12 protein-coding genes are annotated in these 12223 nt (G+C 57.2%); 4 read left to right on the plus strand and 8 right to left on the minus strand.

The features are described 5' to 3' along the window. From GA0061101_RS24365 to GA0061101_RS24375, 3 genes are all read left to right on the plus strand, one after another. The coding region (locus tag GA0061101_RS24365; RefSeq protein ID WP_141694116.1) for a transposase at positions 1–201 on the plus strand (201 nt) is incomplete at its 5' end. Positions 202–497: 296 nt separating this feature from the next. Further along, the gene (locus GA0061101_RS24370; protein WP_092575246.1) at positions 498–935 is read left to right on the plus strand and encodes a GNAT family N-acetyltransferase; all 438 of its coding nucleotides are present in this window, start codon (positions 498–500) and stop codon (positions 933–935) included. Continuing rightward, on the plus strand, positions 932–1591 hold the full coding sequence (locus GA0061101_RS24375) for a 4'-phosphopantetheinyl transferase family protein (RefSeq protein ID WP_092575248.1): 660 nt from the start codon (positions 932–934) through the stop codon (positions 1589–1591). The genes GA0061101_RS24370 and GA0061101_RS24375 overlap by 4 nt, the downstream gene beginning before the upstream one ends. A gap of 25 nt (positions 1592–1616) precedes the next feature. Here GA0061101_RS24375 and GA0061101_RS24380 read toward each other — a convergent pair whose 3' ends face one another. From GA0061101_RS24380 to GA0061101_RS24395, 4 genes are all read right to left on the minus strand, one after another. Then, a complete protein-coding gene (locus tag GA0061101_RS24380; protein ID WP_280951441.1) occupies positions 1617–2051 on the minus strand; it encodes an MFS transporter in 435 nt (144 codons plus the stop codon). Positions 2052–2057: 6 nt separating this feature from the next. Then, positions 2058–2417 carry an SPW repeat protein gene (locus GA0061101_RS24385; protein WP_081999604.1) on the minus strand — a complete coding sequence of 120 codons (360 nt, stop codon included), beginning with the start codon at positions 2415–2417 and terminating at the stop codon, positions 2058–2060. Positions 2418–2588: 171 nt separating this feature from the next. Further along, positions 2589–4682 (minus strand): ABC transporter permease, encoded by a 2094-nt coding sequence (locus GA0061101_RS24390; RefSeq protein WP_092575253.1) that lies wholly within the window; start codon positions 4680–4682, stop codon positions 2589–2591. A gap of 13 nt (positions 4683–4695) precedes the next feature. Further along, positions 4696–5952: an efflux RND transporter periplasmic adaptor subunit gene (locus GA0061101_RS24395; RefSeq protein ID WP_245297564.1), complete on the minus strand. Its 1257-nt coding sequence runs from the start codon at positions 5950–5952 to the stop codon at positions 4696–4698. Positions 5953–6459: 507 nt separating this feature from the next. On the opposite strand from GA0061101_RS24395, the gene GA0061101_RS24400 reads away from it, so the two are divergent. Further along, the gene (locus GA0061101_RS24400; RefSeq protein WP_047639784.1) at positions 6460–7080 is read left to right on the plus strand and encodes a GAF domain-containing protein; all 621 of its coding nucleotides are present in this window, start codon (positions 6460–6462) and stop codon (positions 7078–7080) included. Between the two features lie 429 nt (positions 7081–7509). Here the strand turns inward: GA0061101_RS24400 and GA0061101_RS24405 are convergent, their stop codons facing one another. From GA0061101_RS24405 to GA0061101_RS24420, 4 genes are all read right to left on the minus strand, one after another. After that, positions 7510–8301 carry an SDR family NAD(P)-dependent oxidoreductase gene (locus GA0061101_RS24405; RefSeq protein WP_037191218.1) on the minus strand — a complete coding sequence of 264 codons (792 nt, stop codon included), beginning with the start codon at positions 8299–8301 and terminating at the stop codon, positions 7510–7512. A 521-nt stretch (positions 8302–8822) separates the two neighbouring features. Continuing rightward, positions 8823–10562: a PHA/PHB synthase family protein gene (locus GA0061101_RS24410; protein WP_245297566.1), complete on the minus strand. Its 1740-nt coding sequence runs from the start codon at positions 10560–10562 to the stop codon at positions 8823–8825. Between the two features lie 216 nt (positions 10563–10778). Continuing rightward, entirely contained in the window at positions 10779–11501 is a 723-nt protein-coding gene (phbB, locus tag GA0061101_RS24415; protein ID WP_037191213.1) for an acetoacetyl-CoA reductase, read from the minus strand. A 188-nt stretch (positions 11502–11689) separates the two neighbouring features. Further along, positions 11690–12121: a hypothetical protein gene (locus GA0061101_RS24420; RefSeq protein WP_141694117.1), complete on the minus strand. Its 432-nt coding sequence runs from the start codon at positions 12119–12121 to the stop codon at positions 11690–11692. Positions 12122–12223 lie beyond the last annotated feature (102 nt).

Raw genomic sequence — 12223 nt, forward strand, 5'->3', positions numbered from 1 at the left:
GGTCGCACCACCCATCACTCCGGCTATGCCGTTAGTCAGCGCATTCGCAAGCGTATCGAAGAAGTGTTCGGCTGGGCCAAGACCAGCGGCGGAATGCGCAAGACCCGCCACCGCGGAAAGGATCGCGTCGGCTGGATGTTCACCCTGACGGCCACCGCTTATAATTTGGTGAGGCTACCAAAGCTGCTGGCGACGGCATGATCGCGCCCGTAATCCGCCCAAAGACGGTGGATTACTATCAAGCACGCCGAAAGGGCCGCTGAAAAAGCATCGTCAAGGCTCGTCTTCGAGCCATCTAGCGAGGATCGGCTGAAAAATTAACGCTATTTCCGCACCTTGCTAAGGGACGGCGCCAGGAAATCCGCCTGAATATCCCGCTGCCATCCGGTGTGTCGAGCCCGAGGACGCAGTGGAGACAGCTGCATCTTGAAGATTGCCCAGGAGGTAACGCCTTGACTGATCGATCCCCGCAGACGGCAGAAATCCGTCTCGCTCCGATGACCGAGGCAAACCGGGCGTTGGTGACGTCCTTGGAGCTTGCTCAAGAGCAGGTGGATTTCGTCGCGAGCAATTCGGACTCTCTGGAAGAAGCCAATGACGATGTGGACGCGCAGCCGCGCGCTATCATGTTGGGGGATCGTATTGTCGGGTTTCTGATGTACGAGGCGCCGGCGGACGATTGCGAGGCGCGAATCTACCGCTTCATGATCGACCGCGCCTACCAGGGTAGAGGTTACGGCAAGGCCGCGTTGCGCGAAGTGCTGGCGGAAATCGGAAGGCTCGGCCACATCAGGCACGTTTCGATCTGCTATGGCCCTGAGAATAAAGGCGCGCGACACCTCTATCGCGCTGCCGGCTTCGTTGAAGAGGGACTCGACGAGGACGGGGAAATGATCGCCGACCTGGTCCTATCTGCACGGGCGGACAATCCATGACACGCCCGCCCTACGCTCCGCCAACCCTGCCCGAGGAAATAGCACTTTTGGAGGCGATGGCTGCCATTGCACCGAAAGGCGTTCGGATTGGATGCCGGAAGATACGCGATGAGGATGAGGCCCACTTGCTGCCGGAGGAAGCACGGGCCATCCCGGCACGCCACCCGGCCATCCGGCGGGCCAGCGGCGCGGCCCGGTGGATCGCACACGGTCTGCTGTGGGACATTGGCTTAAACGACTTCGCTGTCCTGCGTACGTCATCAGGCGCGCCGGTCTGGCCCGACGGGATGACGGGTTCGTTGGCTCACGACAACGAAATGGCAGTAGCGGCGGTGGCGCCTGTTTCCCACATCGGCTCTCTCGGTATCGATGTCGAGCCCGCCCAGCCCCTCCCACACGACATTTTCGCGTTAGTTACAACCCCTGCAGATACGACAGAAGCACTAAATCAAGACCTTACCGGTCGTATTCTCTTTTCAGCCAAGGAAGCAGTCTATAAGGCGGTGTATCCGCTTGATCGCGAGATATTGGGCTATGAGGATATCGCGGTGGACCTCAACGCAGGTCTTGCAGTGACGACGACAGGCCATCGGGTCAAGCTCTTATACTGTGTTGCTCCACGCGTGGTCGTTGTGGCGTTTGTTCGCGGGAATTAGTTCCGGCATTCTGCGGGCACAAGTATCAGGAGCGCAATGATGCCGACCACTGCGAAAACTGCTCCATAGATGAACACGGCCTGACGGCCAAGGTGATCCCAAAGCAGACCGGCGATGACCTGGCAATGAGTTGAGTGAGCCCAACCAGGGAATTGTACCAACCGATGCCGCCGGCGCGCAGTTCCCGGGGTACGAGGCTAGAAGCGAGCGCCTTTCCAGCGGCACGGAAGGTACCCCGATAGGCGCCATAGCAGACGAACACTACGGCCACGATGACGACATTGACCGTGAGCGCAAACCCCGCATAAGCGACAAAGAACACGGCGAACGCCGCGAGCAGAACATCACGGCGGCTGATCCGATCAGACAAAAAGCCCATGGGATAGGAGACTAGGGCAGCGACGAGATCGAACTGGCCTCGATCGAGGCACCTGCGGCCTGCGTTTCGAGGATCAGAAATGCGAGATTATGGTAATGGAGTTGGGGAGTGCCTGCCGAGCAATACCCATGCCGCAAGTATGATGAGCAGCAGGCCTGAGATAAGAGCATTCCATGTAAAGAGGGGATTCTCAGTATATCGAAGAGCCCAGGGTGAGACGATAAGCCAGCCGCCAAGCAGGATATCGGCTCGATCCTCCCAAAGATGGTATGACGCGTAGGCCGCTCCTCCCAGAGCTGCGACGACGAGGCCGCAGACAAGAAAATTCCAAGCGGGCGCGCCAATTGGAAAGGAATCGGGGCCGTAGCTCCCGAATACCCATGGCGAGGCAATTAGCCACATGCCAATGATGAACACAATATGGTCCTGCCAGCGACGCTGCTTCATATCGCTTCTCCTTCATGCAACAAATAAAACTTATCGTGTCTTCAGGAGCCAATCATTGCGTTTGGTCAAATCCAATCGGTGTCTGCTTCAGCGATAAGCCGGCTGCGTACGGAACAGATGCCATAAGCTGCGAGATAGCGTGACGAACGATGCCCCCTGCTCGCAACACGCTCATTCGTACCGGAGCGCCTCGATGGGATCGAGATTGGCTGCCTTATGGGCCGGATAATAACCAAAGAAGACTCCGACCATTGCCGAGAACAGAAAACCTCCTGTCATTGCGGCCACCGAAAGTGGCGCCGGCCAGTTGAAGACCTGTGAAATCACCAGGGAAACAGCAATGCCCATGACAATTCCGGCAATGCCGCCACTGACGCTGAGAAAGATCGCTTCGGCCAGAAACTGCAATAGAACATGTAGGCGCCGGGCACCGATCGCCATGCGCAGACCAATCTCCCGAGTTCGTTCCGTCACCGATACCAGCAGAATATTCATAATGCCGATTCCGCCGACAAGAAGAGAGATCGATGCGACGACCGCAAGCAGGAGGGCCATAATCCGGCTGCTGCTTTTAGCCGCCTCCGCGAATTGGCTGAGGTTACGGACATCGAAATCCTTGTTTTGGGTCGCCTTGATGTTGTGGCGTCGCGTCAGAATATCGTTAATGTCTTTGACCGCCTCGGGTACCTGGTCGGCGCTCTTTGCCTGAACGAACAGCATATTGGCAAATCCCGTCAGGCGGGGTTGCAGATTGTAGGGATTCGGTGCCGGCAAATAGACCCAGTTGTTGGGCGTTTGCACCTGGCTCGGTGCTGCAACACCCAGTACGCGTCGTTCGGCGGTCGTAAACGGGATCATGACAACATCGTCTTGATCTTGTCCCATTGCCGACTGGCCTTTGCCCGCCAGCAGGCCAACGACTCGCATCGGAACATTCCGAATTCTGATCGTCGCTCCGATCGGATTTTCGGTCGTAGCGAACAGCTGACGATAAACCGTCTGACCGATGACGGCGACCAGATCGCCATTGCGTTCGTCTTCGCCGCTTATCGGCGCGCCGGCGGCGATATGCCAATTGGTGATGGCCGGATAGGCTTCGCTGACCCCCTGAATATTCGTTGTCCAATTTTTGCTGCCATATTCGGCCTGGCCCTGCTGGCGGATGAGATAGCCGATATTCGCGACAGCTGTATCCTCTCCGATCGCCCTGGCATCCGCAACGGTCAGCGTGCTTGCGCTGCCATATCCTATCCGCGCGCCACCGCTTGTGAGCGCTCCTGGCAGAACCACCACGACATTCGTTCCAAGGCTCTCGATTTGTCTCGCAACGGCGTTGTTTGCACCTTGTCCGACTGCCACCATCACGATAAGCGCCGCCACGCCGATGAAGACGCCCAGCATCGTCAGTATCGATCGCATCTTGTTGCGACGGATAGCCTGCCCCGCTGCACCGAGCGCCATAAGCCCGAAGGCGAGGCCGCCACTGGATTCCGATCGCACTCTGCCATCATTGTCGGCGCTCGCCACTGGAGACACATTGGCCCGGTTACGTTCGATCTTTCGTTCATCCGCAACGATCTGGCCGTCGCGCATGGTTACGATACGATCGGCATAGGCGGCGATGTCCGCTTCGTGCGTGATCAGCACTATGGTTACGCCTTGGTGGCGATTGAGAGCGACAAGGACTTCCATGATCTCATGCGAGGTCTTCGTGTCGAGGTTTCCCGTTGGTTCGTCCGCCAGAAGCAGATGAGGAGAGTTGATCAAAGCGCGCGCTATGGCGACCCGCTGCTGCTGGCCGCCGGATAGCTGACCGGGCGTGTTGCGTTCGCGATCTCCAAGCCCCAAGCGAGCAAGCGAAGCGCGCGCGTGTTCTACCGCACCGGCACCGTCGACCGTGCCAGCTTTGGCATAGTAGAGCGGCAGGCGAACATTTTCGAGGGCACTCGTACGCGGCAACAGGTTGAAGCTCTGAAAGACGAAACCGAGTCGTTCGCTTCGAATAGCGGCGAGAGCCGGTTCTGTAAGTTTCGCGACATCGACGCCCTCAAAAAGATAGCTACCGCTGCTTGGGCGATCGAGACAGCCGAGAATCGATATCAATGTGGATTTTCCTGAACCTGACGACCCTACGATCGCAATGAATTCGCCCCGCTCGACCTTGATATTGACCCCGCGGATCGCCTTGACCTCCGTGCCGCCGACCACAAAAGTTCTTGTGACATCCTTCAATTCTATAACGGGCTGAGTTTCCTGAAATGTCATGGCAGAACCGCCTTTACAATCTGAGGAGGCGGGAGAGAGCCGACGAATTCGATGATGTACTTTGTCCGACGATGACCTTGTCACCGACGGACAGGTCGCCCGCCTCGATCGCGGTGAAGGACTGGTCGCTTATACCTGTTCTTACGGGCACCAGGGTCAGCACACCGCTGCGCTGCACCCATACATGTGCCGCCTTCATATCTGCGGGGTAGGGTGTTGTGGATGGAATCGAGCCCTCTCTTGGCTGGAACCGCAGAGCCTGGTTGGGAACGCGAAGGACGCTCGTCTGATGATCGGTAACAATGCTCAGCGACGCGGTCATACCCGGTTTCAGGGCAAGATCCGCGTTGTCGACGCCGACGACCGCATCGAAAGTGACGATATTTTGAACGGTTTGCGGCGATTGCCGAACTTGTTTGACTTTACCTTCAAAGGCTCGCGCCGGAAAGGCATCGACACTGAAAGTGACCGGCTCGCCCTCTCGGATAGCCCCGATATCGCTTTCGCTGATGTTGGTATCCACCTGCATTCTGGTTAGATCGGTGGCGATGAGGAAAAGTGTGGGGGTCTGGAAGCTCGCGGCCACAGTTTGGCCCTGGCTCACATTGCGGGAAACTACGACGCCATTAACGGGTGAGCGTATGTTCGTATAGTCGAGATTGATCTGCGCGGCGGCAAGCTCGGCTTTGCGCTGCTCGATTACCGCCTGGTCAAGGGCCACCTGCGCTTCGGCCTGCTCGGCAAGGTTTTTGGCGATATCGACGGTGTCCTGAGAGACTGCTTGAGGCTCTATGAGACGGCGGCTCCTTTCATAGTTCAATTGCGCATAATCCAAATTGGCCTTATCTTTGCTCATCTGAGCATTGGCGACCGACAGATTTGCAGAGTCCTGATTGACTGTGGTCTGGTAGGGGCGGGGGTCGATAGTCGCACACACCTGTCCCGCCTTGACCACGGTATTGTAGTCGCAGCGGATCTCCGTGATCGGGCCGGATACATAGCTGCCGACGATGATGGTGAGTTCCGGATTGACTGTTCCGGTTGCTGTCACCTGCCGTACCACGTCACCTTTAGTCACGAGGGCGATCTCGAAGGACTGAGTTATAGGTTTTCCGATGCGCTGCCAGACAACGATGAATGCAAACGCCGACACGACCGTCATGCTTGCCAGCAACCAAGGCCAAAGCACCCGGCGTTTCCGCGCCTTCGGCGTTGTCGCCGGAGCGGATACCTCACGCAGTAGCGGTCGCGCTTCGATTGAGCCATCCATGCACCATACTCCTTCTGTGCTCCAACTCTGCCATCGCGAGACAGTCTGGACATTGATCTGGCGCAAAGGTCATAGAGTGGACGTGGCGGCTATCGCCTCCAAAACGTCGTGAGATCGATCTCATCTCCAAGAGCGATGCATCTACGGCACGCCGGCTGGGTATCCACGGTTACGAAGGCTGTGCCAGAATGGCTGTGCTCCGCTGCGCCGCAGTAACTCCGCGCAGGCGGGCCACGATTATGTGGCGTGAGAGCCTCCGGTCGGCCAATCCGGAAGCGATGGCGTATCCGATATCGATTGATACGGCCATCCAGCCATCGATCGATCATTACGACGATATCCAGACGCATAAGCGCTAGATCTTGGTATTTACATTCCTCTTGCTGAAACAAGCAAAAGTAGAAATACCTCCAATGATTCCGAAATCAAAAGCTGTTCTCAGCTGTACATGCGAAGATTTGGAGGTTAAGCTAATTTAGCCTTCTGCAAAGACTATGTGAGGGGCGGATGCGACGCTTCATCGTTCGGCAGAATATCGAGCGCTTCGAGCGCCTGCTTAGCGAAGGCTTGGACGATCATGAGCGCTCGATGTTTGAGCAACTGCTCGCTCAAGCGCGCAATGAATTATACTGGCTGGAGAATATTTGGTCACAAACCTGTCCGCATCTCGGTATTTCGGATTCCGCCGGGGCTAACGCCGAAAGATGTCTCGATCGCGTTGTCATGGCCCGGGGCGCCAACTTTGGAAGTTTGCAGCTGTTGGATATCGACACGGCTCATCTCTGCCTTATTGCCCACCACAATTTTGATCGCTCTTCCGTCGAACAGTTTGCAAGGGTGCGGAACGGAGAGGCGACGACCTGCGATGCCGCTCGCATTTTACAAGCATCCGTCTTCGTTGAAGATATCGAGAGTGCCGATGGGTTTGCTTCTTTAAGAGACTGGACTCGCAGGATCGGTATTCGAGCGATCCAGACAACACCGATATTCGGCCATTCCGGAAAGTTCATTGGCGCGTTTTCCACGCACTATGCGAGTCCACGTTCCTTTTCGAGCGAGGAAAGGGAAATGAATTCTGTCAGTTCTGAACAGTTTAGACGCTTGTTCGCTGACATGGGACGAACATAGGTTGCGAACCGGCATTAGTTTCCGATGCCGATGAGAGCGACAAATAGCTGTTGGCTGACGTGGCCAAAATGGCTGTTTTTGGAGATCCGTTCTGGTGGTGCGACTTCCATTTTCTGAAGGATTCCTAGAAATTGAACGCACTCAGCGCTGCTCATCCGCAGTTTGTTCTTCTGAGGCAACGGAGTGATCGCCGGTTAAAATCCCAACAAGAGCCTCACCTGCGTTTATAGTCACGCAGGCATGGCGCGGATAGAGTCAAGGCTTCGGATGCAAGGGGCGGGAAACCGTCGACATGTGCCGGCCGGAGCCTCTCCTCACCCGGACGTCGATCGGCAAAGATGATCGTGCCGTCTTTTAATTAACCTCAGGAACAGCTTTGTTGCCGCCCCCCGAATTTACGCGAGTGGACGGCGTTCTCTCCCGTGACAATCAGAACGCGCTCTTCACAACGCCGCCATCGACCCGCAGTGCCGCGCCATTGGTGGCCGAGGATAGCGGGCTTGCCACATAGGCAACCATGGTTGCGATTTCCTCAGGCGTCGTGAAGCGTTTGATCAGTGAAGTTGGTCGGATTTTCTCGAAGAACTCGGTCTCGAATTGCGCGAAAGTCTTCCCTTCGGATCCGGGCAACGCGGCGACAAAATCGATGACGCCGCGCGACTTCGTTGGACCTGGCAACACGCTGTTGACCGTGATCGCGGTGCCAGCAACGGATTCGGCGATACCGCGCGCCGCTGCGATCTGGGCCGCCTTGGTCACGCCGTAGTGCACCATCTCGGCAGGAATATGCACGCCGCTTTCGCTCGATATAAAGATGATGCGGCCCCAGTTACGCTGGCGCATCGCGGGCAGATAAAGACGGGCGAGACGAACACCTGAAAGCACGTTGACATCGAAGAAATGCCGCCAGTCAGCATCCGGGATCTCTTCGAACGGCTTGGGTTCGAAGATGCCGAGATTGTTGATCAGGATCTCGACATTTGGAAAGAGTTTCGTAATCGCATCGGCGGCTGCTTCAGTTCCGAGATCGCCGGCAAATCCGTCAACGCGACCGCTTCCAATCGCGACAAGTTCGGCGACCGTGCGATCGACGGCATCTTGGGTTCGTCCATTGACGATGACATGGGCGCCCTCACGAACAAGAGTTGCCGCGATTGCATGACCGATGCCGGCGGTGCTGCCGGTAACGAGAGCCAGTTTACCGTTGAGTTCGAGGTTCATGAGAATTCTCCGATGAAAGACACAACAGATCGATTGAGCATGAAAAGCGCGTTACCCGAGAGGAGGCGGCGTCGCATTGAGCTTTGCCACCCTACGGCAGATCCGGTTGGTAGACCAGTTTGCCTTCCTTGGTAACGATGGTCGATCCACAGGGCTCGCGAGACGCGACTGCCAGCGCATCATCGGAGTTCATTGCTGTGTAGACGACCTTTCATCCGCGCATCGACCTTACCTTGCGCTGCAAGTTCGACTGCTCGCGCGGCAGCGGCATGGCTGTGTGCCGTCGTCTCGATCTCGACCCCGTCGAGCGATATGCCGGCGTTGGTCGCCGCGGCGCGAATCTTTGCATTTGGTCCTATCAGCAGCGGGAGATCAGGCCCTCGTCGCGCACCTCCACACCGCCAGGATCGCCTCCGGGCTACAGGAGTGCACGACGGCCGTCCGCAGCGCAGGCGCGGCCCGGCCCCTGGCGATGAAGTGTTCGTAACGGTTATATGGGAGGAAATCGGTCATGGGCCGGCTCAACGCTGCATCACGTAGCTACCAGGCGCATCGCAAAGCGGAGGGTAGCCCTTGATCGGAGCGCCCATGGTGGGCGGCGCGACGGGTTCGCTATTTGTCTGCGCCGACAGCCACGCCTCCCAGGCAGGCCACCAAGATCCGTCGCAAACCGGCGCAACCGAGTACCATTCATCCGCGCTAAGGCAGGGGTCGTCTGGCTTTTTCTCCAGCATTCGGAAATGCCGGCCGCGATGGCCTGGCTCGCTGACAATACCCGCGTTGTGACCACCGCTCGTCAAAACGAAGGTGACGTCGGTATCGGTGAGATAGTGGATCTTATGGACCGAGCGCCAAGGGGCGACATGGTCACGTTCCGTGCCCACGGCGAAGATTGGAACACGAATGTTCTGGATGACGGCAGGTTGGCCATCAACCATATAGCGGCCGGAAGCAAGGTCGTTATGAAGAAAAAGGTTGCGCAGATAGTCGGACTGCATTTGGTACGGCATGCGGGTGGCATCGGCATTCCACGCCATCAGATCATTCAGCGGCTCGCGTTCACCCATCAGATATTCGTGGATCATGCGGGACCAGATCAGGTCGTTGGACCGGAGCATCTGGAAAGCGCTAGACATTTGCGAGGCCTCGAGTGTGCCATGCTGCCACATCATGGCCTCTATAAAGGCGATTTGACTGTCGTCGATGAAAAGTTGCAGTTCACCCGGCTCGGTGAAGTCGGTCTGTGCGGCAAAGAGCGTCACCGAGGCAAGACGATGGTCGCCGTCCTGCGCCATGGCCGCTGCCGCTAAGGTCAGTATCGTTCCGCCCAAACAGTAGCCGGCTGCGTGAATCTTACGATCGGGAACGATAGCCGCGACTGCGTCGAGTGCCGCCATCACCCCGAACCTGCGATAATCATCGAGCGAGAGATCGCGATCTTCCGCCGTCACATTGCGCCAGGAAATGCAAAAAACGGTGTGGCCGCGTTCCACGAGGAAGCGGACCAGGGAGTTGGCCGGCGAAAGATCGAGGATGTAATATTTCATGATCCAGGCCGGCACGATGAGTACTGGCTCGGCTTGAACGGCGTTTGTCGCTGCTGAATATTGTATTAATTCGATCAGATGGTTGCGGAAGACGATTTTTCCACGTGTCACCGCGACGTTCCGCCCGACCACGAAATCTTCCGTCCCGACTGGAGGCTGTCCCATCAGGAGGCGGTGACAATCTTCGGCCAAGTTTCGTGCGCCAAACAATAGATTTAGACCGCCGGTCTCCATTGTGCGCTGGATCGTTTCGGGATTGGCCCACAGCATATTGGCCGGCGATGCCATGTCGAGCCATTGCCGTATCGCAAACGACACGACGTCCTCATGATGCTGGGAGACGCCCGTGACATCGTGCGTGGCGTTGTGCCACCATTGCTGGGTCAAAAGGAACGCCTGCGCCCAGAAGCGATGGGGCCAACGCTGCCAGGCTTCATCCTGAAAACGCTCGTCGCCCGGGAGTGGCTCGATGCACCAGGGTGTGTCGGGATCTAGGATGGACTGTAGCATGTGAGTGAGGAGACGCATCGACTTCTGGTCCGCCTTTACGGCGAGTTCCGTTCGCTTACCCGGCGCTGCGGCGAGATGCGCCCCCCAATCGGCGAAGGCGAGCCAGAAAGCGGTCGGTGAAAACCCAAATGTCGCGCGGGCGATCGACGCACTTGTCATAAGATCGATTGCGCGGAAGCTTTCACCCAGAAACGGATTGCTCATGTCGGGTTCCGACGGCGCGAGGAACTGAGCTTCTGTGGCTTTCATTGGGAGTGTGTTCATAGCAACATTTCCTTTCGCGGCGAATGAACCATCTTCCTTCGTTCTCACGCGGTTTCGTCGCAAAGTGTGGGGCAGCTTTCCGAATCTGAGTCTGTTACCTCCCGGAAAGGGGCGAGTAATCGGGCAATCCTGGGAGATGAGATTTCCCGCGTTACGCTACGACATATATCTACCGCCGTTGATTGACAGTGTTTCGCCGGTAATGAAGCCGGCCTTGTCCGAGACGAGAAAAATGGCGCCGCGCGCGATTTCCTCGGGTAGAGCCAGCCGTCTGGCTGGAACCGCATCGACGATCATCTTCAGGATATCGGGTCGCACGGTCGCGACCATGTCGGTCTTCGTGTAGCCCGGTGCAATCGCGTTGACCGTGATACCGCGCGGGGCACTCTCAAGCGCCAGTGCTTTGGTGAAGCCGATCATTCCTGCTTTGGCCGCTGCGTAATTGGTCTGCCCCGCCTGGCCCATGAGGCCGTTGACCGAACTGATGTTCACAATACGTCCAAAATTTCGCTCGCGCATGCTCTCGATCACGGCTCGGCACATGTTGAAGCATCCACCCAGATCGATATCGATGACAGAACGCCATTGCTCCTTAGTCATCTTGTGCAGCATGGAATCTCGCGTAATTCCCGCATTGTTGACGAGTATTTCGACCGGACCCAGCTTGGCGGCAACCTCAGCAACGCCGTGTGCGCAGGCATCGAAATCGGCGACATCCCAGGCGAATGTCGGAATTCCGTTTGACCGACCGAAGGCCTCGGCCCCTGCTTCATTGCCGAGATAGTTGACACAAACCCGATAGCCGGCCGCCTTCAGCGCCAGGCTTGTGGCGGCACCTATTCCTGTGACACCCCCCGTGACAAGTGCGATACGATTCATGGATCCCTCTAATCTTGTTGAACCAGCCGGGCCGCAAATATCAAGCGCTCACGTCGCCTTTGCTTGTTTGCTCTGGACCAGCATCAATCCGGCTGCGGATCAGACACCATTGGAATCCGACCACGAGCACCGGTTTCGTCCAGCTTCCTTGCGTGCGTGGCGCGAGAAAATGCAATCCAGGAGGTTGTTTATTTCAGCGTTACAACAATGCCGCTTGCGGCAAGGTTGAGCTTCAGGCCCGACGTTTTTGAATGAAAATGGACGATGACCCCGTTTTGGTTTTCGAGCACCGCCACCGAGCCACCGCCGGCGATCGTCGCGCCGGCGCCAGCGGCGAAATAAGTGCCCGCGGCGTCGGCGGGATTCTTCAGATTGTAGACTGTTCCGGCGCCATCAATGCGATCAATGCCGATGTCAACAACGCTCAGTCCCGAAACGGTGAAGGGATAGGGCTTGCCTTTGAACAACAGAGTTCCGTTGCCCCACGTATATCCAACGCCAGCGGCGACACTGCCACCAGAGAATGCAATCGTAGCCGATGGCGCTTCTTGAGCGAAGCTGACAGCCGGTGACGCCAGAAGTGCGATGGTCATCAGACAAGTAGTTGACAAGCGTGACATGCGAACGTTCCTTCTTTGAGATAGAAATTTTGGAAATCAAGAAAACCGGCGTGGGCGCAAAACCGGCCTCGAGAAGCGCGACAATCTCGGAGCCATCGATGG

This window comes from Martinezella lusitana (genome assembly GCF_900094565.1).
In the GTDB taxonomy this organism is placed as follows: Bacteria; Pseudomonadota; Alphaproteobacteria; order Rhizobiales; family Rhizobiaceae; genus Rhizobium; species Rhizobium lusitanum.

What these genes read in the sequence shown, in the direction of transcription:
- GA0061101_RS24390 (WP_092575253.1), bottom strand. Translation starts at nt 4,682, where the DNA reads ATGACATTTCAGGAAACTCAGCCCGTTATAGAATTGAAGGATGTCACA.
- GA0061101_RS24400 (WP_047639784.1), top strand. Translation starts at nt 6,460, where the DNA reads ATGCGACGCTTCATCGTTCGGCAGAATATCGAGCGCTTCGAGCGCCTG.
- GA0061101_RS24410 (WP_245297566.1), bottom strand. Translation starts at nt 10,562, where the DNA reads ATGAGCAATCCGTTTCTGGGTGAAAGCTTCCGCGCAATCGATCTTATG.
- phbB (WP_037191213.1), bottom strand. Translation starts at nt 11,501, where the DNA reads ATGAATCGTATCGCACTTGTCACGGGGGGTGTCACAGGAATAGGTGCC.
- GA0061101_RS24370 (WP_092575246.1), top strand. Translation starts at nt 498, where the DNA reads ATGACCGAGGCAAACCGGGCGTTGGTGACGTCCTTGGAGCTTGCTCAA.
- GA0061101_RS24395 (WP_245297564.1), bottom strand. Translation starts at nt 5,952, where the DNA reads ATGGATGGCTCAATCGAAGCGCGACCGCTACTGCGTGAGGTATCCGCT.
- GA0061101_RS24385 (WP_081999604.1), bottom strand. Translation starts at nt 2,417, where the DNA reads ATGAAGCAGCGTCGCTGGCAGGACCATATTGTGTTCATCATTGGCATG.
- GA0061101_RS24375 (WP_092575248.1), top strand. Translation starts at nt 932, where the DNA reads ATGACACGCCCGCCCTACGCTCCGCCAACCCTGCCCGAGGAAATAGCA.
- GA0061101_RS24405 (WP_037191218.1), bottom strand. Translation starts at nt 8,301, where the DNA reads ATGAACCTCGAACTCAACGGTAAACTGGCTCTCGTTACCGGCAGCACC.
- GA0061101_RS24420 (WP_141694117.1), bottom strand. Translation starts at nt 12,121, where the DNA reads ATGTCACGCTTGTCAACTACTTGTCTGATGACCATCGCACTTCTGGCG.